Here is a 22,746-nt window from a genome sequence, read left to right as displayed (position 1 = left end):
GATATGGTGTTTTTTGGTTATAATTTTACTGCTCCTTTTGGAACGGTATCGCCAATGCTCGTTTTTTTGGAATAATCAAACTTAGGAGAAGAAACCAATTCTATATTCTCAGAAGCAGGTCCATTGATAGTAACTGCTTGTGGTGAAGCCGAATTAAATTCAATATTTTTTAAGGACATGTTTTTACCATTATAAATGTCAAATACAGTACTTTCTTTTATGTCCAGTTTGATATTGTTAAGTTTGATTCCTTTGGCATCAATGATTGAAAAGCCTTTTTCAGCTTTTGCAGTCAAATTAGAGATTTCGATGTTTTCAAGGTTCATTTCAGGCAATCCTTGTAAAAATACGGCTTGATACGCTCCTGCAATGGTTATGTTTTTGATAGAAATATTTTTGAATTGTGGCGTTTTTTCATCAACAGGAACCATTTTGGTACTAATTTTATTTCCTCCTTCAGCCAAAGTTTCTGCAATGGATTTTCCGCCGTAATAAAGGTCGAAAGAAATCGCCTGTGAAGGAATATCGGTCATGAAAATATCCGAGATAAAGATGTTTTCGACAACACCGCCACGTCCACGGTTGCTTTTAAAACGCAATCCAACGTCAGTTCCCATAAAAGAACAATTCGATACGTGCATGTTTTTTACTCCGCTAGACATTTCGCTACCTACCGTAACGCCACCGTGTCCATGATAAACGATATTGTTTCTTATAATAATATTTTCGCAAGGAACCCCACGATCACGACCATCTTTGTCTTTTCCTGATTTGATGCAAATCGCATCGTCGCCCACATCAAAACTTGAATTTTCAATAAGTACATTTTTACACGATTCTACATCAAGACCGTCCCCGTTTTGAGAAAACCAAGGATTACGAACGGATACATTACGAACAATTAAATCTTCCACCATTAAGGGATGAATATTCCAAGCAGGAGAATTTTGAAATACAGGCCCGTCAAATAATACTCTTTTACTGTTTTGAATACTGACCATTACCGGACGAAGAAAATCATGAATGGCTTCAAATTCTTCTTTTGTTTTTAAATCTAGGCGTACATTTTGGTCGGCACCTTTAGAAGCATTCATAAACGTTTCTGAGGGATACCAGCTGTCTTTTTTATCATTGAGTACTCCGCCGGAAGCAACAAATTTTTTCCATTGACTTTCGGTAAGTTTGCTCTTTTTGACTTGTCTCCAAACTTCTCCTGAACCGTCCCAAACTCCTTTTCCAGTAAAAGCTACGTTTTCTAGGTTTTTTCCATAAATAGGGGAGATGCAACGCCACGTATTTAATCCTTCAAAACTGGTTTCGATTAGCGGATATAAACTTTTATCCGTTGAAAATTTTATTAACGCGCCAGTTTCGGCGTGCAATTCGATGTTACTTTTCAAAATGATGGGACCAGTGAGCCAAATTCCGGGAGGGATAATCACTTTTCCACCTCCTTTTTTGGAAACTGCAGCAATGGCATCAGCAAAAGCCTTGGTATTTAAAACAGTTCCTCCATTTACAGCACCGAAATCTTTTATGTTTACGGTATTGTTCGGGATTATGGGTTCTTTGACTTTTGCCATTTTGAATTCAATGCCTTTATACGTTTCATTGGGCTTTGAATTTTGGGCAACGCTATTTTTCGACCAGCTTGTTATTAAAACTGTCAAAGCGATGCATAATAGATTAATTGGTTTCGTTTTCATTCTATTTAATTTGATTTAATAATTCGGTGTCATTTTATAAAAAAAGCGTCTCTTTAAAACTCAAGGACTACAATGTAATCGATTACTCAAATGTATCTAATAAATGAGTATTTACAAATTAATTTCGATTAAAAATAGGTACTATCTGATTTTAAGCGGTATAATCGCACTATTCATAATAAGTTGGCGGTAGAAGCTACCCGTTGGAACATTTCCCAATTGTATAATGACTTTAAGCTGGAGAAAAAATTAATATAAAATTGGCATTAACAAAGTTAACGAGGCTTTATTTTTGTATATAGTATTATAGCTAACAAAATGAGTAAGTTTTTGTTTTGCCAGAATACTATATTTTATAATTCATTAAATTTTAAAATTATGACAGAAGAATTCAAAATCATCGATAAAGAAGACATAGCTCTTCTTAAATTCCCCACAACAGATGTTCTTGACGATGTTGATGAAATAAAAACTAGAATAAGCGATATCAATAGGGCTTTATCATTGGGTAATTTAGAGCATTCAAAAATTAAAATTTTCTTTGAGGATATCGAATCCAAAAAAATAGTAGATACTACAGTTTGGGGTGTTACAGATAAAAATGTTATGTTAAAGCAAGGTGTGATGATTCCAATTCACAGGATATATAAGTTGTTTTAGTGTATCGTATTTTTTAATTATTTGGAGCGGTTCTTTTCACAATTAGCAGTAACGGTAATAGTTGTTTTTTTATGGATTATTTATCCATTTTATTCGCCGAGCCAATTAGCGTAACATCTACAAGTTCCAAACATTTGACCATATCTTTAACAGTCTCCTTGTATTTTTTAAAATGAGTTGTTTCTATGTGTAATTTGTATGCCGTTGTATCAGCATATATTTCAAGTATTGTGATGTGTGATGGTTCGGTTTTGTCCGCAACGGCGTAATACGTTAATACCCCTGATTCAAGACGAACTGCAGTAGTCATTTGTTCTTTTAATGCATTATTATATTTGTCCAATTGCAATGGATCAACTTTAATTTTTGCCAATCTTACCATTTGAATTTTTTCCTGAGCAACAGTATTTGTACTAAAGGCAAGTATAAAGAAAGTGACTATTGCAGTCAGTAATTTATGGGTTGGTTTAAATGTTTTCATATTTACTGTGTTGAAGTTAAAATTATAATAATCAATAGTCCTTTTGATATTTGTCAATAAGTTGCTTGCTTTTGTTTGTTCACGAGCGGTTAGGTTTTTAAATAGTCTGTGGATATTTTTATTTGAGTTTCTCATGACGACTCCGAAGTCAGGAGACTTTGGAGAGTGGGTGTGTGTTATCAGCAGTTTTTGTTTTTAGTTTTCTCTTTTACTTATTAATATATCGTCTTCAATTTTTAGAAGAATTAATATAAAAATTTTCAAAAGTACATTGTAATCATTTTCTTGAACATCTTTTGATTCAGAGTTTGAGCCGTGAATGTATTTATTGCGTAAATCTAAACCGTTGGAAAATTCTTTTTTATTTAAATTATAGTTTAAATAGCGTATTTCTTCTCGAGTAAACAAACAATTTTCAAATATTACTTCATTCTGCTTTTCTAAATCAATTAAAATATTTCTTATTTCTAAAGGAAAATGCCAAAAACTAATAACCTCTTGATAATGAAATGAACTAAAAATAAGAGACATAATTCGATCAACTCTAATAAAGTTTTCGATATCAAAAAAGATGATTTTTTTCTCTAATAGATAATCAATTTCTCGTTGTTGAAAACCTTCAAATAAATCATAAGTGACATTTTCTTTTAAAAGGAGTTCATACAGATGACTATATTTATTCTTAAATGGTTCAATATAGGTTAAAGATGATTGTGTCGAAAACAAACCATTTTTTATGCGATAAATATTTTCGCCTTTAGCATATACATATTTAATCTCTACTTTGCTTTTTAGTTTGCTGAAATAGATAGGAGATGAGTTAAACCGTAATAATTCAAAATCTATCTCTCCGTCTTCTATAAATGCATTATATTGTTTTAGTAGAAATTCTAATTCAGGTGCTAGAATACGTACCTTTTCAAAAAATTCAGTTTCTTTTGAGGGTAGTGATATTTTTAGTTTTCCAATTCCATAGACTTTTTGTAGTGTCTCTACAACTACAAAAGAAATAATATCTTCAATGTCAATATTGTTATTTTTTAAATAATACTTATATATAGCAAATTGTCCATTAGAGAGAAGTTCTTTTTGATTAAATTTTATATATTTTAAATATTCTCCTTTTGAACGCATAAAAATCCTATCCATAGTGTCCATCTCGCAATTTCGTTGGACTAAATTCATACAACCTTGAAAGTTGACATATTCAAATAAGAAAGTGAAGTTTTTGAATATCGAAAAAAAATCTCTTGTGTTATCAAGATGATTTTCACTATAAGTGTAAGCTAATCTATTGTTTTCTTCATTGTATTTTAATGATTTAGGTTCTAATTGTTCTCCAGAAATTCCAATTTTAACACCATATGATATTCCATTGTTTTCCTTGAAAAATGATTTTGTAATTTCACGCTCTTTTTTAGAAGCCCTAAATTTAGTTTTATAATCAAGTTTTAAATTTTGAGAATTTACAATAAGATTAATGTAATTTAAGTTCGGTTCCGAAAGTGAAATATATCGGTTGATCAATATTTCAATTTTATCAATAGAAAATATTTTAGGTATGTAAATTTTTTTCTTCTCATGTAATGAAATTTCCTCGTAGTGAGATAAAATTATTTCAGCAGTTTCGGGATTTTTTTCAAAATGCTCTAGAATTACCTTTGAATAGTAATTTACTAATTCTTGGTTATATAAAACTTCTTGGAATATATATATTTTAGAAGTCAATAAAGCTGCTATTAAACTAGAATCAATTTTTTTAAATATATTTAATTTGTTGAATAATTCCCAAAAATTATGAGTATACTGGAAATTTATTTCTGTAAAAACTTGAGTGAAATTTGAGTTTTCAATTAATAAAAAAAATTTTTTTATTAACTCCCAAAACCCGCTTGCTATAGTTTTATATTTTTGGTATTGTTCATCAGACCAAGTAGGTAAGCGAAGATTATTTTTAAAGTATAATTGAATGTTATACAATTCTAGTAAATCATTTATCGCAAAGGAATTATTCTTATCGAATAATTGAATTATTTTTTCTGCATTTTCTAAATTTATTCCACTACTTAAATCATCATTTGAATAATAAACAACCCTTCTTAAATCATCTGACATTTTCTGCTATTTTGATTATAAATTTACGTTAGATTTTTGATTCTGAGGTAAAATTGCTGGTAACTTGCATATACTCGCTATAAAGTAGCGACTATACAACCGTAATTTGGTAGATTGTCGCTATTATATAGCGATATAGTAAACAAATATATTAAAATTTTCTTACAAATTATTAATCAAATCTTTTATTCCAATATGATTTATAACAGAATCTAACTTTAATAAAACACTTTTTTCGAAAACTTTATTCTGGAAAAAACGCGTTGTCAAATAGCCCCGATGGGAGCAAGTATCCTTTTTATAAATGTAACCCGATAGGGTTGCGTTTATAAAAAGATACTGCGGACAGCGGGACAACTCGTTTTGAAAAAACAAAGTCGTCTGCTCCTAAAAAAAGACATAAAAAAACACCAGCCTTTCGACTGATGTTCTGCTGGTTTTTAAATTATGTATACGGCTAAAATATTCAATTGCTGCTTATTTTTTGCCAATGATCTTTTTGAACAGGGTTACAATTCCCAAAACAATTCCCCCGATTAGAAGTCCGATTAAAAATTCGGTTATGATGGCCGGTAATTGCGGTAACACATGGTGTAAGAAATCAATGTTGTGTACAAATATCCCGCCTGCCACTAATATCAAGGCGATAGTGCCTATAACGGATAAACTTTTGATGACCTTTGGCAACGCTTGTACCAGAATGTTGCCTACCGTTTTTGTAAAACTTCCTTCCTTGGAACTCAGCTGAATCAGTTTTAAACCTGCTTCATCCATTCGGACGATTAAGGCTACAATGCCGTAAACACCCACGGTTGCTATTATTGCAATGATGGAAACAACAAGAATCTGCGATAAAATAGGTTTTCCAATAACGGTGCCCAGCGCAATAATCACGATTTCTACGGATAAAATAAAATCGGTTACGATGGCTGATTTTATTTTTCCTTTTTCGAAAGCTAAAATTTGCTCTTCGGTCATCGGTTCCAACGAAATTTCGTGCTTTGCATGTTCGTGCGGAAAGAAGTATTCGTATATTTTTTCGGCACCTTCATAGGCTAAATAAAGTCCGCCAAGCACTAAGATTATGATTACAGCTACAGGAAAAAAAGCACTCAGCAGAAAGGCGATGGGTAAAATGATTACCTTGTTTATGAAAGAACCTTTTGCAATTGCCCATAATACGGGGAGTTCTCTTGAGGAGATAAATCCGGAAGCTTTCTCGGCATTTACGGCTAAATCATCGCCTAAAATACCAGCCGTTTTTTTGGCTGCAAATTTACTCATTACTGCAACATCATCCATAATTGCTGCGATATCATCTAATAGTGCGAAAAAACCTGATGCCATTTTGATTGTTTTTTTAACTGCGTTGCTTTTGGAATTGCCTTGCCAAAATTTGATTAACGCGTTTTGTTTGTTTATTGATGCGAAGCTAAAACTTTTTTATTTACCCTATTTATAAAACGGGTGAATTTTTAGTTAATATTCACCCAAAACCTTTCGGTATTAGCAGTGCTGTTTTTAATTACTTTTGAAATAAAAATAAGTATGGGATTCAAACATGTATTTAAAGCCAAATTAGATTGGTTTTTTTCTAAAAAGGAAGCGGCGACGTTTACTAAAAGCCATACCATAACGATTGACGGTAAGGCCGTTTTAAATGTTTCGGCTGCTAAAGCTTTCAAAGGAGATGCTGCTTTGTACAATCCAGAAGACCTTTTATTGAGCAGTGTGGTTTCCTGTCACATGATGTCGTATTTATATGTTTGTGAACAAAACGGTGTCGATGTGGTGACTTATACGGACGAAGCGGAGGCAACTCTCGTGGTTTCGGCTGACGGTAGCGGTCGTTTTATTGCAATTAAACTAAATCCTAAAGTGCGTATCAGCAACAAAGAAAAAATTGCGGAGGCACTTAGCTTGCATAAAAAAGCAAACCAACTCTGTTTTATAGCCAATTCGTGTAATTTTCCAATTGTTCATTTTCCAACTTGTGAAATTGCAGCTACAAACTAAAGGGATTCCGCATTTTATTTTTTTGGATTAATTACAAAATAGCAATTAAATCAGCCGGTTGGTTTAATACATATTTTGCTCCATTTGAAAGTAATTCTTCTTCTGGTCTATAGCCCCATGAAACCCCTACGGCACACATATTAGCATTCGTTGCCGTTTGCATATCAATACCGGAATCCCCTATGAAAAGGATTTCTTCGGCTTTTAGTCCAAAGTGTTTACTTATTTCCACTGTTTTAAATGGATTTGGTTTTTTTAGTGATTCTGTCGTCAAACCCAATATTGGATTAAAATAATCAGGAAATAGCGTTGCTGTAATTTCTTTTGTCAGGTCATCTGCTTTATTCGAGAACACGCTTAGTTTTATATTGCGTGATTTTAATTCGTCTAATAATTCGAAAATCCCATCATAGGCTTTTGTTTTATGCGTACAATTATTACGATATACTCCAACCATCAACTGGTAACACTGATCAATTTGTGTTTCATTATTATGGGTTGCCGGCAAGGCTTTACTGACCAAATTTCTAAGGCCGCTGCCAATGAAATATTGATAAGCATCATAACTGTGAGTAGGGAAGTTGAGGCCTTGAAGAACACTGTTCATCGCATCAGCAATGTCTTCCAATGAATTCACTAATGTTCCGTCTAAATCAAAAATAATTCCTTTAAATTTCATTTTTTATTTTTATAGGAATCGAAAAATTCAGCATTTCGATTCTTGTTTGGATATCATGCCCAAAGATAGGGATATTGTTTTTTATCTTAAAAGGTTGAACTGGTTTAACCGTTTTTGTTAAATAGTTTCAATTACACTCTCTTGTAATCTCCTGGATTTTGGTGTTATTTCAATTCGGTTGAAATCATCTTCCGAACCGTAGCCTACTGCCATTGCAAATAATGGTTTGTATGCTGCCATGTTAAGAATGTCCCTGTATTTATCCGATTCGATACCTTCCATGGCTGTCGAATCCAGACCTAACGAAACACTAGCCGTCAAACCAACTCCCAAGGCGATATACACTTGTTTGGACAGCCATATTTTCAAATCGGCTTCGGGCATACTTGCTTTCATTTGATTGTACCAATCCCTCCGGGCTGGCGGTAATTCGTTGTCTACTACTTTTTGAAAAGCATCTAAATCATCCGCTACACTAAATACAACCAATAGTTGCGCTTGATTTATTTTTTCTTCATTATGCATGGAAACCGAAGCTAATTTTGCTTTAATTTCTGGATTTTGTACAAATGTAAATTTCCAAGGTTGAATATTTATGGAAGAAGGAGTGAGCCGTAAAACCTCTTTCAAATCTTCAATTTTTTCTTGAGGTATGGCTTTGTCAGCGTTGTATTTCTTTGCTGTATATCTTTTTTTTATTAATTCTAAAATATTCATGGTTGTGTTTTTTAAACGGTTGTAATAGGATTAAACAGTGATGCAAAGTTAAGCTAATAGTAGGATTATACAATTTGATTGAGTTGGTAGCGAACGGTATTTTGTGATGGGTACTGAGTTTCTGAGGACACCCTTAGAATCCTCCCGACTTCGTACTGGGGCATATCAGATGTTCAAAAATATACCTTTCATCAAACGGCACTTCAAACGTATCTAAAAACGCCAAATATTCCTCTTTGAAGGTTTGTTTCTTATGATGCTCTTCTTGATTGGTAATGTATTTATAAACAGTATCAACTTGGGAATGGCTATACGAAAAAACACCATAACCTTCTTGCCATTCAAATCTTGATTTTGTCAATTGATGGTCATTGATATATTTGGAGGATTTTGCTTTAACGGTTTTCATCAATTCTGAAATAGAAACTACTGGTTTCAATCCCAAGAAACAATGCACGTGATCTTCAACACCATTAATAATAATGGTTTTGCACCCAGTTTCATTAATCAAATTACCAATTACGCCCATTAGGATAGATTTCCATTCCTTACTAATTACGGCTTCTCGATACTTTACTGCAAAAACTGCTTGAATGTAAACTTGATGATAGGTATTTGCCATTTTTATATTTTAGATGAATCTTTATTCGGTTTTATTTAAATCAATGGATTAAAATCCGTTGCTACAATATGTACCGTTCCTGTGGAACTTTTGCATGCGTTTTGTTTTTGATACCAACGGATTAAAATCCGTTGCTACAATATGTGCCGTTCCTATGGAACTTTTACATACGTTTTGTTTTGTTTTGTTTTTAACACCAACGGATTAAAATCCGTTGCTACAATAGGTACCGTTCCTATGGAACTTTTGCATGCGTTTTGTTTTGTTTTTAACACCAACGGATTAAAATCCGTTGCTACAATATGTATCGTTCCTATGGAACTTTTATAGACTTCTCAGAGCCATCGGCTCGATGCATTTTGTAAGGCTGGACTTTAGTCCAGTTGACATAGGAAGTCCAGCATCACAAAGAGCCATCGGCTCGGCACATATCATTACTACACCATAATTAGCTTTTTTATAGTTTCGCTAAGATATAAACAATATACTACAAATTATTACATTACTTCTTGATTCGGAAAGGGTTGATAAAAGATTTAAATGGTTGCCAAAGAGTTTGTTTTTCAAAATATTCTTCTGGAAAAAGGTTGTTATCACTTAGCCCCGATGGAAGCAAGTATCCTTTTTTATAAACGCTTTTAACCTTTCAGAATTCTGAACAATGATAGGGTTGCGTTTAAAAAAAGATATTGCGGACAGCGGGACAACTCGTGATGAAAATCTACAACTGTGCTGCTACTAAAAAAGCAGCATAAAAAAACACCAGCCTTTCGACTAGTGTTTTTATCTGCTTTATCAAAGCTCAAAACTTTGGAATTTTTTTTATAGGAACTATCTAGTTCACCAATTCGCTTTGATTTCTAAAAACCAGTTTTCCATCAAACGCATCGATCAAAACGATGCTGTCTGTAGTTATTTTTCCGGATAGAATTTCTTTGGATAATTCATTGAGAACATCTCTTTGAATCACTCTTTTCACGGGTCTGGCTCCAAATTGCGGATCATATCCCTTCTCGGATAAATAAGCAATAGCTTCCGGAGTCGCGTCCATCGTAATACCTTGTTGCGCCAGCATTTTGGTTACATTTTTCAGTTGTAGCCCTACGATTTGAGCAATATTTTCATTAGTCAATGGCGTGAACATCACGATTTCATCAATACGATTGATGAATTCCGGGCGCACCGTTTGTTTCAATAATCCCAGTACTTCCACTTTGGCGAGTTCGGTTGCGGCTTCCACGCTTCCTTTTATCCCGAAGTCTCGGGATTCGAATTTCTCCTGAATAATCTGGCTCCCCATATTAGAAGTCATGATGATAATCGTGTTTTTAAAATCGGCCAAACGCCCTTTGTTATCTGTCAAACGTCCTTCGTCTAAGACTTGTAGCAAGATATTAAACGTGTCTGGATGCGCTTTTTCAATCTCATCCAATAAAATTACGGAATAGGGTTTTCTACGTACGGCTTCGGTCAATTGTCCGCCTTCATCATAGCCCACATATCCCGGAGGCGCCCCCACCAAACGACTTACGCTGTGGCGTTCTTGGTACTCGCTCATGTCGATACGGGTCATCGCATTTTCATCATCAAACAGGTATTCGGCCAAGGCTTTCGCCAATTCTGTTTTACCAACTCCCGTTGTACCGAGGAAAAGAAAGGTTCCCACCGGTTTTTTCATATCCTGCAATCCGGCACGGCTTCTGCGCACCGCATCGCTCACGGCCTGAATGGCTTCTTCCTGTCCTACCACTCTGTGATGCAATTCATCTTCCAGTTTCAATAGTTTTTCTCGTTCACCCTGAAGCATTTTCATCACTGGAATTCCAGTCCATTTGGCTACGACTTCGGCGATATCTTCGCGGGTAACTTCTTCTTTTATCAACGAAGTTCCCGATTGGTTTTCCTGTAATTCCTTGAGTAAAATGGCTAAACGTTCTTGCGCTTCCTTGATTTTACCATACCGAATTTCGGCTACTTTTCCATAATCACCATCACGTTCGGCACGTTCGGCTTCGTATTTGAAATCCTCTATCTCTGTTTTTACCGCTTGAATGTTATCGACTACATCTTTCTCTGATTTCCATTTGGCGTAGATTTCGTTGCGATCTTCTTTGAGATTGGCCAAATCCATGCCCAAAACTTTGAGTTTGCTTTCGTCTTTTTCTCGTTTAATGGCTTCAATTTCAATTTCCAACTGCATGATTTTTCGATCTAAAACATCGAGTTCCTCTGGTTTTGAATTGATTTCCATACGCAGTTTGGAAGCGGCTTCATCCATTAAATCAATCGCTTTGTCCGGAAGAAAACGGTTCGTGATATACCGTTGCGATAATTCGACAGCGGCAATAATCGCGTCGTCTTTGATTTGAACTTTATGATGCGTTTCGTACTTTTCTTTGATACCACGCAAAATCGAAATGGCACTTTCGGTATCTGGTTCTTCTACCATTATTTTTTGAAAACGTCTTTCGAGTGCTTTGTCTTTTTCGAAATATTTTTGATATTCGTCCAATGTTGTGGCTCCAATAGCACGTAGTTCTCCCCGAGCCAACGCCGGTTTCAGAATATTAGCCGCATCCATAGCACCTTCGCCACCGCCGGCTCCCACAAGCGTATGGATTTCGTCTATGAATAAAACAATATCGCCTTCGGCAGAAGTGACCTCTTTTACGACTGATTTTAATCGTTCTTCAAATTCCCCTTTGTATTTTGCACCGGCAATCAAGGCTCCCATATCAAGGGAATACACGATTTTATCTTTCAAATTATCAGGAACATCTCCATCTACAATTCGGTGGGCTAATCCTTCGGCGATGGCTGTTTTCCCAACACCGGGTTCTCCCACGAGCATTGGGTTATTTTTAGTTCTACGGGTAAGAATTTGTAATACCCTGCGAATTTCCTCGTCACGACCAATTACGGGATCGAGTTTACCGTTACGAGCCAATTCGTTTAGATTTTTCGCATATTTATTCAAGGAATTATAGGTTTCTTCGGCAGAGGCCGAAGTCACTCGTTCTCCTTTTCGTAATTCGTCGATAGCGGCTTTTAGTCCCTTTTCGGTAACGCCTTGGTCTTTCAGGATTTGGGCAACTTTACTTTTGGAACCAAATATGGCTAAAATTAAATGCTCCACAGAAACGAATTCATCATTCATTTTTTTGGCAATAATCTCGGCTTCGTTTAATGTTGAGTTTGCGGTTCTGGAAAGCATAATTTCGCCACCGGAAACTTTTGGAAAGCTTTGAATCGTGCTGTCTATTATTTGTTCCAATAAACTCACATTTACGTTCAGTTTCTTCAATAGAAAAGGTGCCACATTTTCATCTACTTCAAAAATGGCCTTGAAAATATGTTCGTTTTCTATCTGTTGTTGCCCGTTGCTTTGCGCCAATTGTTGGGAAAGCTGAATGGCCTCCTGAGATTTGATGGTAAATTTATTTATGTTCATGATGGTATATTGTTTTGTTGTTATTTGACTAACTTTGCGAATTATATTCAATATATATTCCAATACAATAATACAGACAAATTGACGGAAATTTCATGATTTTTATCATATTATAAAGTCAAAATGTCTTAAAATAAGACAATTATGAGTTTTTTTCAAAATATATTTAATAGTTCAGAAGACAAGGATTTAAAAGAAAACAGAATCAACTGGAATGAACTAACCGATTTAGGACAATTGAATGAAATTATCTTCATTTCGAATGAAAAACCGGTAGCCATTTTTAAACACAGTACCCGATGCAGCGTAAGTAGGATGGCGCTGAAACAGTTTGAAAATGAGTTTAATAGCGCAGATAAAGTTACGCCTTATTTTTTAGATTTAATAGCGCATCGCGATATTTCTAATGCTATTGCGGATCAATTTGGAGTAACCCATCAGTCCCCGCAATTGATAGTAATTAAAGACGGAAAAGCTGTTTACAATGTTTCGCATAGTGATATTGATGCGGAAGAGTTAGGAAAAAAGGTTTAATAGTCAATAGTTTAAATTTAAAATATAAAAAAATCCATTCGCTTCAACGAATGGATTTTTTTGCAACAACTATTTTGGGTTTTGAATTAATAAGAATCCCTCATTTTCCTTTTTATTTCCTTTAAACACAGATTATTAATACTTCCTTCGTGTGTATGTTTGGTTTCTTTTGGTGATTTGAAAGTACCATTTTCTAGTTGTTCTGCCACCGCTTTATACGCATCTCTAAATGGCATCCCTGCAAGAACCATTTCATTCAAGGTATCCACTGTGAACAGATAATTGTATTTGGGATCGTCTAATATGTGTTCTTTTACTTTGATATCTTTTATAGCGAAAATAGCAATATCCAAACAGGCCTTCAGGTTTTGAATGGCCGGAAACAAACCTTCTTTCAATAATTGTAAATCTCTGTGATAGCCACTTGGAAGGTTATTCGTAATTAGCGTAATTTCATAAGGTAATGCCTGAATTTTGTTACATTTTCCACGGATCAGCTCAAAAACATCTGGGTTTTTCTTGTGTGGCATAATGCTGGAACCTGTTGTAAGATGAGCAGGCAAACTGATGAAATCAAAATTCTGGCTCATATACAAACAAACGTCCATAGAAAACTTCGCCAAAGTAGCAGCAACACTACTCATTGCAAAAGCAACCGTTTTTTCCGATTTTCCACGGCTCATTTGTGCCGCAACCGAATTGAATTTTAAGGTTTCAAAACCCAATTCGGCTGTGGTGAATGTTCTGTTGATAGGGAAGGAACTTCCATAACCTGCAGCCGAACCCAAAGGGTTTTGGTCTACTATTTTCAAAGCCGCATTCAACATCGTTATATCATCAATCAAAGTTTCGGCGTAAGCGGAAAACCACATTCCAAAAGAAGACGGCATTGCAATTTGAAGGTGTGTGTATCCGGGCAACAAAATATTTTGATGTTTTTCTGCTGATTCCATCAGCAAATCAAACAATGTTTTTACTTGTTCCTTTAGTTCTTTGACTACGTCTTTAAGATACAAATTAACGTCTACTAAAACTTGGTCGTTACGGGAACGGGCAGTATGGATTTTTTTTCCGGCATCGCCTAATTTTGCCGTTAAAAGATACTCGATTTTTGAATGTACGTCTTCAAAACTGTCTTCGATTTCGAAATGCCCTTTTTCTGCATCAGTAATAATATCTTCTAAAGCTAGCACTAAAGAATCCGTTTCGGAAGTTGTCAAAAGTCCGATTTGATGCAACATTTTGGCGTGAGCTATAGAGCCTAAAGCATCGTATTTGGCCAGAACTAAATCCAGTTCTCTGTCGTTTCCAACGGTGAAATGTTCGATTTGCTTATCTGTTGGTATTCCTTTTTCCCAAAGTTTCATATATGGATAATTAGATTTTTAGACTGTTATATTTTAGCCCCGATAGCAGTGGAAATCCTTTTATTTTTTTCTTTAAAAAATAAAAGATTGCAACGAATAGCGGGATTAGCTCCAAATTATTTTATTGATTGAAAAAATCAGTTAGTATTTTGATATACAATTGAATTCCTTCTTCTATTTCGTTTATAAATATAAATTCGTCCGCCGAGTGTGACCGCAGGGTTTCACCAGGCCCTAATTTTAAGGATTTACAACTCAAAACGGATTGATCCGAAAGGGTAGGCGAGCCGTATGTTGTTCTTCCCAGTGCGATTCCTGCTTGTACTAATCCATGTGCAACGGGAATAGATGACGCATTCAAATGCATGGAACGCGGATTGACTTCGGCGATCAAATGTCTTTTTACGGTTTCTAAAATTTCGGGATTGCTGTAACAATCATTCACGCGAATATCGACAACCAAATGACATTCCGCAGGAACTACATTGTGTTGTTTTCCAGCAGCTACTTGTGTTACAGTCATTTTTACGGGACCTAAAACCTCCGATATTTTTTCGAATTGATAGCTGTTCAACCATTCTATAACAGGTATCGCATTGTAAATGGGATTGTCCGGATTGTTGTGTGCGGCGTGACTGGCTGTACCTTTTACGATGACATCGAGTACCAATAACCCTTTTTCGGCTACGGCCAATTGCATCAAAGTAGGTTCTCCCACAATGGCACATTCCAGTTCCGGTAAATGTTTTAATACGCTGTTTAATCCATTTTTTCCGCTGCTTTCTTCCTCGGCTGAAGCGACCATTACAATATTATAAGGCAGCGTTTCATTCGAATAAAAATGAACAAAAGTGGCTAAAAGCGAAACCAAACAACCACCCGCATCATTACTTCCCAATCCAAATAATTTTCCCTCTTTCACGATCGCTTCAAAAGGATCGTTGGTGTAGCCTTGGTTTGGTTTTACGGTATCGTGGTGTGAATTCAGTAATAGTGTTGGTTTGGTTTTATTAAAATGTTTATTGAAAGCCCAAATGTTATTATTTTCTCTTTCGAAAGGGATATTATTTTGTGTAAACCAATTTTCGATTAAAAGTGCTGTTTGGTCTTCTTCACTTGAAAAGGAAGGTGTTTCAATCAGTGCTTTCAATAGCGTAATCGCTTCTTGTGTAAGGATTTCTATACTCTTCATAGTGTAATTGTAGTGTACAATGCCGTTTTATCTTGTAACATCCTGTGATGGCCAATTTTTATTTTTTGAACTCCTTTGGACAAACTGTTGAAACAATTGTCTAATTTAGGAATCATACCGGAATGTATCGCTTTTTCGGCTTTTAATTTGGAATATAATTCTTGATTTATGTTCTCAATTACGGATGCATCATCTTCGGCATCATATAAAACGCCCGGTTTTTCGAAGCAATAGTTCAAAGTGACATCAAAAACTTCCGATAAAGCAATCGCTAATTCGCTGGCAATGGTATCGGCATTCGTGTTTAATAATTGTCCTTTTCCATCGTGTGTTATTGCGCAAAATACAGGAACTATTCCACTAGAAAGTAACGTTTGTAATAAGTTTGTATTCACTTTTTTTACATCACCAACAAAACCATAATTGATTGTAGGATGGTTTCTTTTATCCGATTGAATTAAATTCCCATCAGCACCGGAAAAACCCATTGCATTGGTTGAATTTGATTGCAATTGAGCAACGATATTTTTGTTGATTTGACCTGCATAAATCATCACAACTACATCAAGCATAGTGGCATCGGTAATGCGTCTTCCATCAATCATTTGAGGAACTAAACCAATACTTTCCGCCATTTTGGTAGCTGATTTTCCACCGCCATGAACGAGTACTTTATAGCCTTCAATCTGAGAAAAATCAATTAAAAATTGTGATAATTCCGTTGGGTTGTCAATAATGTTTCCTCCAATTTTTATTAGCGTTACCGGTTTTTTATTTTCCATTTTCCAATATTTTTTGCAACACTAATTGTGCAGCATAGGTTCTATTGTTGGCTTGTTCGATAACAATTGAATTTTCGCTGTCAATCACTTCATCCGTTACAATTACGTTACGTCTTACTGGCAAACAGTGCATAAATTTCGCATTGTTGGTCAGTTTCATTTTATCTGCAGTTACAGTCCAATTTGGGTCGGAATTTGTAATCTGACCATACTCGTTATAATTACTCCAGTTTTTGGCATAAATAAAATCGGCGTTTTCGAAAGCTTTGTCTTGGTCGTATTCAATCTTGGAGTCTTTCGTTATTTCAGGATTCAATTCGTACCCTTCAGGATGCGTAATGACAAAGTCTGCATCTTGTAACTGCATCATTTCCACAAACGAATTAGGGACTGCTTGAGGTAAAGCTTTAGGGTGTGGCGCCCAAGTCAAAACTACTTTTGGTCTGTGTTTTGTTTTATGCTCAGCCATGGTTATGGCATCAGCTAGGGATTGCAAAGGATGTCCCGTAGCACTTTCCATATTTACAATTGGTACAGTGGCGTATTTTAAGAAACCCATAAGAACGGTTTCTGCATTGTCTTTTTCTTTGTCTAAAAGTCCTGCAAAAGCTCTGATGGCAATAATATCACAATATTGAGAAACGACAGCTGCCGCTTCTTTAATATGTTCCGAAGCACCGGAGTTCATGATGGCACCATCTTCAAATTCTAATGTCCAACCTTCACTGGTAAAATTCATTACCATGACGTTCATTCCTAAATTCAAAGCTGCTTTTTGCGTACTCAAACGCGTTCTCAAACTGGAATTAAAAAACAACATCCCTAAGGTTTTGTTCTTACCCAGTTTTTTGTTTTTAAGGGGTTTTTTCTTGATTTTTAATGCTTCTTTGACCCATTTGTTAAGCGAATCTATGTTTTGTATGGAAATGTAGTTCATTGTCTTAATTATTTAATCGGTTATTTGCTTAATTGATTAACCGAATTAACGATTAACCGAATTAACATTTTATAGAATTTTAGTAAAAGGTATTTCGTTTTTTAAGGCTTTCAAAATAAAATTGTCTTCCAAGCCATTGACAATCCAGGTTTCGATATTGGCGGCTTTGGCAATTGCCGAAGCTTCTATTTTAGATTGCATTCCACCTGTTCCATGAGAAGATTTAGAATCGCCAATTTCTTTTTCCAATAGTTGCAAATCGGTTACCAAAGAAATGGTTTCAGGAATGGCATCATGGATGGATGCTTTGGTGTAAATCCCGTTCGTATTGGTAGCAATAATCAGAATGTCAACATTTAATAAAACGGCAGTTAAAGCAGCTAATTTATCATTGTCTCCAAACTGAATCTCATCCGTTGCCACAGTATCGTTTTCATTGATAATAGGAATATAATTATTTTTGACCAAAACATTGATGGTGTTTACGATATTTACTTTGGCTTGCTCTTTTTCGAAATCAGAATACGAAAGCAAACATTGCGAAATTAAGAGTCCTAAATCGCTGAAATTTTCATGATAAATCCGCATCAAATGAGGCTGACCAATTGATGCCAACGCTTGTTTTACAAAAACATCTTTGTCTTGACTTTCCAGTTTAACAAATTGTTTGGCAGCAGCAATCGCACCAGAACTGACAATTACAAATTCATAATCATCTTTCAGCGCCGCTATTTGCATTCCAATATCTTCAATCTTTCCTCTCGAAATGTGATTGGTTTCTTTGGTTAAGGTATTGCTTCCTAACTTTAATAAAATTCTTTTTTTACCTGATTTGTCCATTTCCGTAAATATACCACTTATTAGTAACTAAATGTTGCAATCCAATTGGTCCACGTTGGTGTAATTTGTCCGTGCTTATTGCCAACTCTCCTCCTAAACCAAATTGTCCTCCATCAGTGAATCGGGTAGAGGCATTTTGATATACCGCTGCAGTATCTACATTTTCCATGAATTCCTGGGCAATTGCATCATTTTTTGTGATTATGGAAGCCGAATGTCCGCCACAATATTTATTTATTTTGTCAATCGCTTCTTGGTCCGAGTTGGTTGTTCCAATAACAATTTTATAATCTAAAAACTCTTCGTACCAAATTAAATCTGATTCGATTTGAGGAACGTTTGTGACTCTGGAAATACTTTCATCTCCTAAAACGGTTACGTTTCTTTGTTGTAATTCCTGAACTATAGTTGCAGCAAAAGCTTCCCAATTTTCAAGATTAGTATCAATTAAAACTTTATCTAAAGCATTGCAAACTGATATGTTTGAGGTTTTTCCGTTAATAATAATATCAAGCGCTTTTTTTAAATCGGCTTCCTTATTTACATATACAAAATTATTCCCTCGGCCACTTATAATCACTGGACAAGTGGCATGTTTTTTTACAAAAGCGATCAGTTTCTCCCCACCACGAGGAACGATTAAATCCACTTTTTGTGTCGGTTTCTCTAAAAATGCCTGCGTTTCTTCCCGATTGTAATTCAAGTATTCCACCCATTCTCTAGCAACATTGTTTGCTTTTAAAGCTTGATGCCACAATTCCACAATTTTCAAGTTGGATAGTGTCGATTCTTTTCCGCCTTTCAATAGAATTTTATTTCCGGATTTAAAAGCGATTCCACCTGCTTCAACAGTAACATCAGGTCTGGATTCATAAATGATCATTATGGTTCCAAAAGCCGCTGTTTTATTGATAATTTTCATTCCGTTTTCATGGTCGAAATTAAAACGCTCCACGCCAATAGGATCTTCTTGACTTGCTAATTGCTGCAGGGATAAAATCATCCCGTCAATTTTGGCATCATCAACCAATAAACGTTTTTCCATGGCCAAATCATCCCCAGAATAATTATTTAAATCCTGTTGATTTATAGTCTTAAGAATGGCTCTTTCTTGTTCAAGAAGTTCGGCCATGCGACTCAAAACTAAATTTCGTTTTTCTATTGGTAATAAGTGGTTCATTAGTTTTTGGTTTTACTATTTTAGAAAAAAATCTAAACATATAAGTCATATAAGTTTAAGAGCTTATATGGCTTATATGTTAAAAAACTATTTTAATTCCGCCAATGTTTCCTTTAAAGCGATAATAAAGGTATCAATTGCTTCCTTATTGATTGTCAATGGAGGAAGAATTCTTAATAAGCTTTTATTATTTGCATTTCCTGTAAAAATATGTTTGTCAAGAATCATTTTTTTACGAAGTGTACTTACGTCAAAATCAAATTCTACACCGAGCATTAATCCTCTTCCTTTTACTTGGATAACTTCAGGAACTTGTTTGATTGCTTCTAAAAAATAGGCGTAAACATCATTTACGTTATCCATTAATTTTTGGCTTTCAATCACATCCAAAACAGCAATTCCAGCAGCACAAGCCAAATGGTTTCCACCGAAAGTAGTTCCCAATAATCCATAACTCGCTGTGAATTTTGGAGAAATCAATATTCCGCCAATAGGAAATCCGTTGCCCATTCCTTTCGCCAGACAAATAATATCTGCTTTGATGTTATGATGTTGGTGTGCAAAAAACTTTCCGCTTCTTCCGTATCCTGATTGCACTTCGTCCAAAATCAAAACGACATCGTATGCTGCACATATTTTTTCTAATGCCTGGAAAAATTCAGTTGTTCCTTGGTCTAAACCGCCAACTCCTTGAATTCCTTCGATGATAACAGAAGAAACATCTCCTTTTTTCAATTCATTTTCTACCAACTCGATGTTATTCAAGGGTAAAAAAGTAACAATTTGTTGTGCATTGATTGGCGCAACAATTTTTTTATTATCTGTAACTGCAACTGCCGCCGAAGTTCTTCCATGAAAGGAATTATCAAAAGCAATTACTCTCGTTTTATTGTTATGAAATGACGCTAATTTCAAAGCATTTTCATTGGCTTCGGCTCCAGAACTGCACAAGAATAAAGTGTAGTCTTCCAATCCGGAGAGTTTCCCTAATTTCTCTGCTAATTCTACTTGTAATGGATTCTGAATCGCATTCGAATAAAAACCAATATTATCCAATTGATTTTTTAATTTGGCAACATAATCCGGTTGGGTGTGTCCAATGGAAATTACTCCATGACCGCCATATAAATCTAAATATTCCACTCCTTTTTCATCTGTAATAGTACAATCCAGTGCTTTTACAGGAGTGATGTTGTATAATGGGTAAACGTCAAATAAATTCATTTTTTTAAAGTTTAATCGGTTAATGGGTTGTTTGTTTAATCGATTAACCGAATTAACGATTAACCAAATAAACATCTAGAACCCGCTTGGTTTCAAATGCAATCCTGTAGTTTCATCCAATCCAAACATTAAATTCATGTTTTGTATGGCTTGTCCTGAGGCTCCTTTTGTTAAATTATCAATTACTGAAGTAATCAATAACCGGTTTCCTTTTTTCATTAAACTAATAATACACTTGTTCGTTTGAACCACTTGTTTCATATTGATTCCAGTGGTCGTAACGGTTACGAAAGGTTGGTCTTTGTAAAAAGCCTTATATTTGGCCACTATATCTTCCAGATTTTCTTCGATTGTTGTGTATAATGTTGCGAAAATTCCTCTTGTAAAATCACCTCTGTTAGGTACAAAAATCAATTCGTTTGTATAATCCGCTTGCAATTGGTTGACACTTTGGTTTATTTCTCCCAAATGTTGGTGCTCAAAAGCTTTGTAATGCGACATATTGTTCGATCTCCAGCTAAAATGCGTCGTTTCCGAAGGGGAAACTCCAGCTCCCGTGCTTCCGGTTGTGGCATTAATATGAACGTCGGTCGTAAGCATTTCATTTTTAGCCAATGGCAATAATGCCAATTGAATCGCTGTTGCAAAACAACCTGGATTAGCGATAAATTGAGCATTTTTGATAACCGTTTTATTCAATTCAGGCAAACCGTAAACGAAAGTTTTGCTGTCAAAATCTTTGTCTTTTGTCAATCTGAAATCATTTCCTAAATCGATGATTTTGGTATGACTCGCAAATTGATTTTGCTCTAAAAACGATTTTGATTTACCATGACCTAAACACAAGAAAACAACATTCACATTTGGATTTACAGTATCGGTAAAATTCATTTCGATATCGCCCATCAAATCATGATGCGCAACCGAAAGTGGTTTTCCAGCGTTTGTCGTACTGTAAACAAAATCAAGTGTAGCATTGGGATGAAACATCAATATTCTGATAAGTTCCCCCGCTGTGTAACCTGAACCGCCAATTATTCCAATATTAATCATGTGTCAGTTTATTTACAGATGAAAATATGTTTTGGGCATTTCCAAGAATTTTAATAAATCCTTTGGCATCGTCAGATGTCCAGGCGTTGTTCATTTCTCCATATTGGCCAAAACCGGTATTCATTAAATCATTTTCAGATTCAATTCCGTCCAATGTAAAGTGATATGGTTTTAGCGAAACGATAACGGTTCCGTTTACAGTCGTTTGAGTGTCTTCCAGGAAAGCCTCGATGTTTCTCATTACAGGATCTAGAAATTGCCCTTCATGAAACAACATTCCGTACCAGTTTCCTAGTTGTTCTTTCCAGTATTGTTGCCATTTACCCAGCGTGTGTTTCTCTAATAAATGGTGTGCTTTGATGATGATTAAAGGTGCAGCGGCTTCAAAACCAACTCTTCCTTTAATTCCGATAATAGTATCGCCAACATGGATATCTCTACCAATTGCATATGCGCTGGCTAATTTTTCAAGCGCAACAATGTTTTTTGTTGGTGTGTCCAATGTCCCGTTGATGCCTACTAATTGTCCTTTTTCAAATTGTAGCGTCACTTTCTCTTCTCCAGTTTTTTGCAATTGAGAAGGGTACGCTTCACTTGGTAAAGATTGATTTGAGGTCAATGTTTCTTTACCACCTACGCTTGTTCCCCACAATCCTTTATTAATGGAATATTGTGCTTTTTCCCAAGAATAATGAACTCCATTTTTAGATAAATAATCCACTTCTTCCTGTCTGGATAATTTTAAATCTCTGATTGGAGTGATGATTTCAATTTCGGGAGCAATGGTTTGGAAAATTAAATCAAAACGAATTTGGTCATTTCCTGCACCGGTACTTCCGTGAGCAATCGCTTCTGCACCAACAGATTTTGCATATTTAATCGCTTCGATAGCTTGAAAAACACGTTCGGCACTTACTGATAATGGGTAGGTATTGTTTTTTAATACATTTCCATAAATCAAATATTTAATGGCTTTGTCATAATATTTATCTACAATAGTAAGATTTGCATGTTGCGCACTTCCTAATTCGTAGGCTCTTTCTTCAATAGCGGCTAGTTCAGCTTCATCAAATCCGCCTGTATTTATAAGAACGGTATGAACTTCATATCCTTTTTCGTTTTTTAAATATTTTAGGCAATATGAGGTATCTAATCCTCCACTATAAGCTAATACAACTTTTTTCATGATA

At 35.3% G+C, this 22,746-nt stretch carries 20 protein-coding genes; 3 read left to right on the top strand and 17 right to left on the bottom strand.

Annotated elements, in window-relative coordinates:
• Positions 1-17 precede the first annotated feature (17 nt).
• Positions 18-1,706: a glycoside hydrolase family 28 protein gene (locus tag ACNQGG_RS14750; RefSeq protein WP_417965202.1), complete on the bottom strand. Its 1,689-nt coding sequence runs from the start codon at positions 1,704-1,706 to the stop codon at positions 18-20.
• Positions 1,707-2,084: 378 nt separating this feature from the next.
• Here ACNQGG_RS14750 and ACNQGG_RS14745 point away from each other — a divergent pair, with 378 nt between their 5' ends.
• Positions 2,085-2,366 (top strand): hypothetical protein, encoded by a 282-nt coding sequence (locus ACNQGG_RS14745; RefSeq protein WP_417965200.1) that lies wholly within the window; start codon positions 2,085-2,087, stop codon positions 2,364-2,366.
• 76 nt (positions 2,367-2,442) lie between these two features.
• Here ACNQGG_RS14745 and ACNQGG_RS14740 read toward each other — a convergent pair whose 3' ends face one another.
• The 3 genes from ACNQGG_RS14740 to ACNQGG_RS14730 form a co-directional block, all read right to left on the bottom strand.
• Entirely contained in the window at positions 2,443-2,847 is a 405-nt protein-coding gene (locus tag ACNQGG_RS14740) for a putative quinol monooxygenase (RefSeq protein WP_417965198.1), read from the bottom strand.
• 195 nt (positions 2,848-3,042) lie between these two features.
• On the bottom strand, positions 3,043-4,962 hold the full coding sequence (locus ACNQGG_RS14735) for a hypothetical protein (RefSeq protein ID WP_417965196.1): 1,920 nt from the start codon (positions 4,960-4,962) through the stop codon (positions 3,043-3,045).
• 477 nt (positions 4,963-5,439) lie between these two features.
• Positions 5,440-6,309, bottom strand: coding sequence for a DUF808 domain-containing protein (locus tag ACNQGG_RS14730; RefSeq protein ID WP_417965194.1), 870 nt, complete (start codon positions 6,307-6,309; stop codon positions 5,440-5,442).
• A 201-nt stretch (positions 6,310-6,510) separates the two neighbouring features.
• Between ACNQGG_RS14730 and ACNQGG_RS14725 the strand changes: the two genes are divergently transcribed.
• The gene (locus ACNQGG_RS14725; RefSeq protein ID WP_417965192.1) at positions 6,511-6,978 is read left to right on the top strand and encodes an OsmC family protein; all 468 of its coding nucleotides are present in this window, start codon (positions 6,511-6,513) and stop codon (positions 6,976-6,978) included.
• A gap of 31 nt (positions 6,979-7,009) precedes the next feature.
• On the opposite strand, the gene ACNQGG_RS14720 is transcribed toward ACNQGG_RS14725, so the two are convergent.
• From ACNQGG_RS14720 to clpB, 4 genes are all read right to left on the bottom strand, one after another.
• Positions 7,010-7,657, bottom strand: coding sequence for an HAD family hydrolase (locus ACNQGG_RS14720; protein WP_417965190.1), 648 nt, complete (start codon positions 7,655-7,657; stop codon positions 7,010-7,012).
• 117 nt (positions 7,658-7,774) lie between these two features.
• Complete coding sequence (locus ACNQGG_RS14715; protein ID WP_417965188.1) at positions 7,775-8,374, bottom strand: nitroreductase family protein; 600 nt, start codon at positions 8,372-8,374, stop codon at positions 7,775-7,777.
• Between the two features lie 133 nt (positions 8,375-8,507).
• On the bottom strand, positions 8,508-8,996 hold the full coding sequence (gene tnpA, locus ACNQGG_RS14710) for an IS200/IS605 family transposase (RefSeq protein ID WP_417965186.1): 489 nt from the start codon (positions 8,994-8,996) through the stop codon (positions 8,508-8,510).
• Between the two features lie 835 nt (positions 8,997-9,831).
• Positions 9,832-12,447, bottom strand: coding sequence for an ATP-dependent chaperone ClpB (clpB, locus tag ACNQGG_RS14705; RefSeq protein ID WP_417965184.1), 2,616 nt, complete (start codon positions 12,445-12,447; stop codon positions 9,832-9,834).
• A gap of 144 nt (positions 12,448-12,591) precedes the next feature.
• Between clpB and ytxJ the strand changes: the two genes are divergently transcribed.
• Positions 12,592-12,981: a bacillithiol system redox-active protein YtxJ gene (ytxJ, locus tag ACNQGG_RS14700; protein WP_417965182.1), complete on the top strand. Its 390-nt coding sequence runs from the start codon at positions 12,592-12,594 to the stop codon at positions 12,979-12,981.
• Between the two features lie 86 nt (positions 12,982-13,067).
• Here ytxJ and argH read toward each other — a convergent pair whose 3' ends face one another.
• The 9 genes from argH to ACNQGG_RS14655 form a co-directional block, all read right to left on the bottom strand.
• Entirely contained in the window at positions 13,068-14,348 is a 1,281-nt protein-coding gene (argH, locus tag ACNQGG_RS14695; protein WP_417965180.1) for an argininosuccinate lyase, read from the bottom strand.
• A 121-nt stretch (positions 14,349-14,469) separates the two neighbouring features.
• The gene (locus tag ACNQGG_RS14690) at positions 14,470-15,540 is read right to left on the bottom strand and encodes a M20 family metallo-hydrolase (RefSeq protein ID WP_417965178.1); all 1,071 of its coding nucleotides are present in this window, start codon (positions 15,538-15,540) and stop codon (positions 14,470-14,472) included.
• The gene (gene argB / locus ACNQGG_RS14685) at positions 15,537-16,322 is read right to left on the bottom strand and encodes an acetylglutamate kinase (protein ID WP_417965176.1); all 786 of its coding nucleotides are present in this window, start codon (positions 16,320-16,322) and stop codon (positions 15,537-15,539) included. Before argB ends, ACNQGG_RS14690 begins: the two co-directional genes overlap by 4 nt.
• The gene (locus tag ACNQGG_RS14680) at positions 16,312-17,259 is read right to left on the bottom strand and encodes an N-acetylornithine carbamoyltransferase (RefSeq protein ID WP_417965174.1); all 948 of its coding nucleotides are present in this window, start codon (positions 17,257-17,259) and stop codon (positions 16,312-16,314) included. Before ACNQGG_RS14680 ends, argB begins: the two co-directional genes overlap by 11 nt.
• A 69-nt stretch (positions 17,260-17,328) precedes the next feature.
• Positions 17,329-18,099: a glutamate 5-kinase gene (gene proB / locus ACNQGG_RS14675; protein WP_417965172.1), complete on the bottom strand. Its 771-nt coding sequence runs from the start codon at positions 18,097-18,099 to the stop codon at positions 17,329-17,331.
• On the bottom strand, positions 18,083-19,279 hold the full coding sequence (locus ACNQGG_RS14670) for a glutamate-5-semialdehyde dehydrogenase (protein ID WP_417965170.1): 1,197 nt from the start codon (positions 19,277-19,279) through the stop codon (positions 18,083-18,085). Before ACNQGG_RS14670 ends, proB begins: the two co-directional genes overlap by 17 nt.
• 87 nt (positions 19,280-19,366) lie before the next feature.
• Positions 19,367-20,503 carry an aspartate aminotransferase family protein gene (locus ACNQGG_RS14665; RefSeq protein WP_417965168.1) on the bottom strand — a complete coding sequence of 379 codons (1,137 nt, stop codon included), beginning with the start codon at positions 20,501-20,503 and terminating at the stop codon, positions 19,367-19,369.
• Between the two features lie 75 nt (positions 20,504-20,578).
• A complete protein-coding gene (gene argC, locus ACNQGG_RS14660; RefSeq protein ID WP_417965166.1) occupies positions 20,579-21,556 on the bottom strand; it encodes an N-acetyl-gamma-glutamyl-phosphate reductase in 978 nt (325 codons plus the stop codon).
• Positions 21,549-22,742: an argininosuccinate synthase gene (locus ACNQGG_RS14655; protein WP_417951449.1), complete on the bottom strand. Its 1,194-nt coding sequence runs from the start codon at positions 22,740-22,742 to the stop codon at positions 21,549-21,551. The genes argC and ACNQGG_RS14655 overlap by 8 nt, the downstream gene beginning before the upstream one ends.
• Positions 22,743-22,746 lie beyond the last annotated feature (4 nt).

Origin of the sequence: Flavobacterium esculini, from assembly GCF_048284325.1 — a bacterium.
Classification (GTDB): domain Bacteria; phylum Bacteroidota; class Bacteroidia; order Flavobacteriales; family Flavobacteriaceae; genus Flavobacterium.
Note: the sequence above shows the minus strand (reverse complement) of the source record. Positions and strands in the feature narration are given on the sequence as shown.

Excerpts from the sequence above, each read along its gene's own strand:
- ACNQGG_RS14715 (WP_417965188.1), bottom strand. The coding sequence starts at position 8,374 with ATGAATATTTTAGAATTAATAAAAAAAAGATATACAGCAAAGAAATAC.
- ACNQGG_RS14730 (WP_417965194.1), bottom strand. The coding sequence starts at position 6,309 with ATGGCATCAGGTTTTTTCGCACTATTAGATGATATCGCAGCAATTATG.
- ACNQGG_RS14745 (WP_417965200.1), top strand. The coding sequence starts at position 2,085 with ATGACAGAAGAATTCAAAATCATCGATAAAGAAGACATAGCTCTTCTT.
- ACNQGG_RS14665 (WP_417965168.1), bottom strand. The coding sequence starts at position 20,503 with ATGAATTTATTTGACGTTTACCCATTATACAACATCACTCCTGTAAAA.
- ACNQGG_RS14670 (WP_417965170.1), bottom strand. The coding sequence starts at position 19,279 with ATGAACCACTTATTACCAATAGAAAAACGAAATTTAGTTTTGAGTCGC.
- ytxJ (WP_417965182.1), top strand. The coding sequence starts at position 12,592 with ATGAGTTTTTTTCAAAATATATTTAATAGTTCAGAAGACAAGGATTTA.
- ACNQGG_RS14680 (WP_417965174.1), bottom strand. The coding sequence starts at position 17,259 with ATGAACTACATTTCCATACAAAACATAGATTCGCTTAACAAATGGGTC.
- argH (WP_417965180.1), bottom strand. The coding sequence starts at position 14,348 with ATGAAACTTTGGGAAAAAGGAATACCAACAGATAAGCAAATCGAACAT.
- ACNQGG_RS14725 (WP_417965192.1), top strand. The coding sequence starts at position 6,511 with ATGGGATTCAAACATGTATTTAAAGCCAAATTAGATTGGTTTTTTTCT.
- ACNQGG_RS14720 (WP_417965190.1), bottom strand. The coding sequence starts at position 7,657 with ATGAAATTTAAAGGAATTATTTTTGATTTAGACGGAACATTAGTGAAT.
- ACNQGG_RS14655 (WP_417951449.1), bottom strand. The coding sequence starts at position 22,742 with ATGAAAAAAGTTGTATTAGCTTATAGTGGAGGATTAGATACCTCATAT.
- argC (WP_417965166.1), bottom strand. The coding sequence starts at position 21,556 with ATGATTAATATTGGAATAATTGGCGGTTCAGGTTACACAGCGGGGGAA.
- argB (WP_417965176.1), bottom strand. The coding sequence starts at position 16,322 with ATGGAAAATAAAAAACCGGTAACGCTAATAAAAATTGGAGGAAACATT.
- clpB (WP_417965184.1), bottom strand. The coding sequence starts at position 12,447 with ATGAACATAAATAAATTTACCATCAAATCTCAGGAGGCCATTCAGCTT.
- proB (WP_417965172.1), bottom strand. The coding sequence starts at position 18,099 with ATGGACAAATCAGGTAAAAAAAGAATTTTATTAAAGTTAGGAAGCAAT.
- tnpA (WP_417965186.1), bottom strand. The coding sequence starts at position 8,996 with ATGGCAAATACCTATCATCAAGTTTACATTCAAGCAGTTTTTGCAGTA.
- ACNQGG_RS14735 (WP_417965196.1), bottom strand. The coding sequence starts at position 4,962 with ATGTCAGATGATTTAAGAAGGGTTGTTTATTATTCAAATGATGATTTA.
- ACNQGG_RS14750 (WP_417965202.1), bottom strand. The coding sequence starts at position 1,706 with ATGAAAACGAAACCAATTAATCTATTATGCATCGCTTTGACAGTTTTA.
- ACNQGG_RS14740 (WP_417965198.1), bottom strand. The coding sequence starts at position 2,847 with ATGAAAACATTTAAACCAACCCATAAATTACTGACTGCAATAGTCACT.
- ACNQGG_RS14690 (WP_417965178.1), bottom strand. The coding sequence starts at position 15,540 with ATGAAGAGTATAGAAATCCTTACACAAGAAGCGATTACGCTATTGAAA.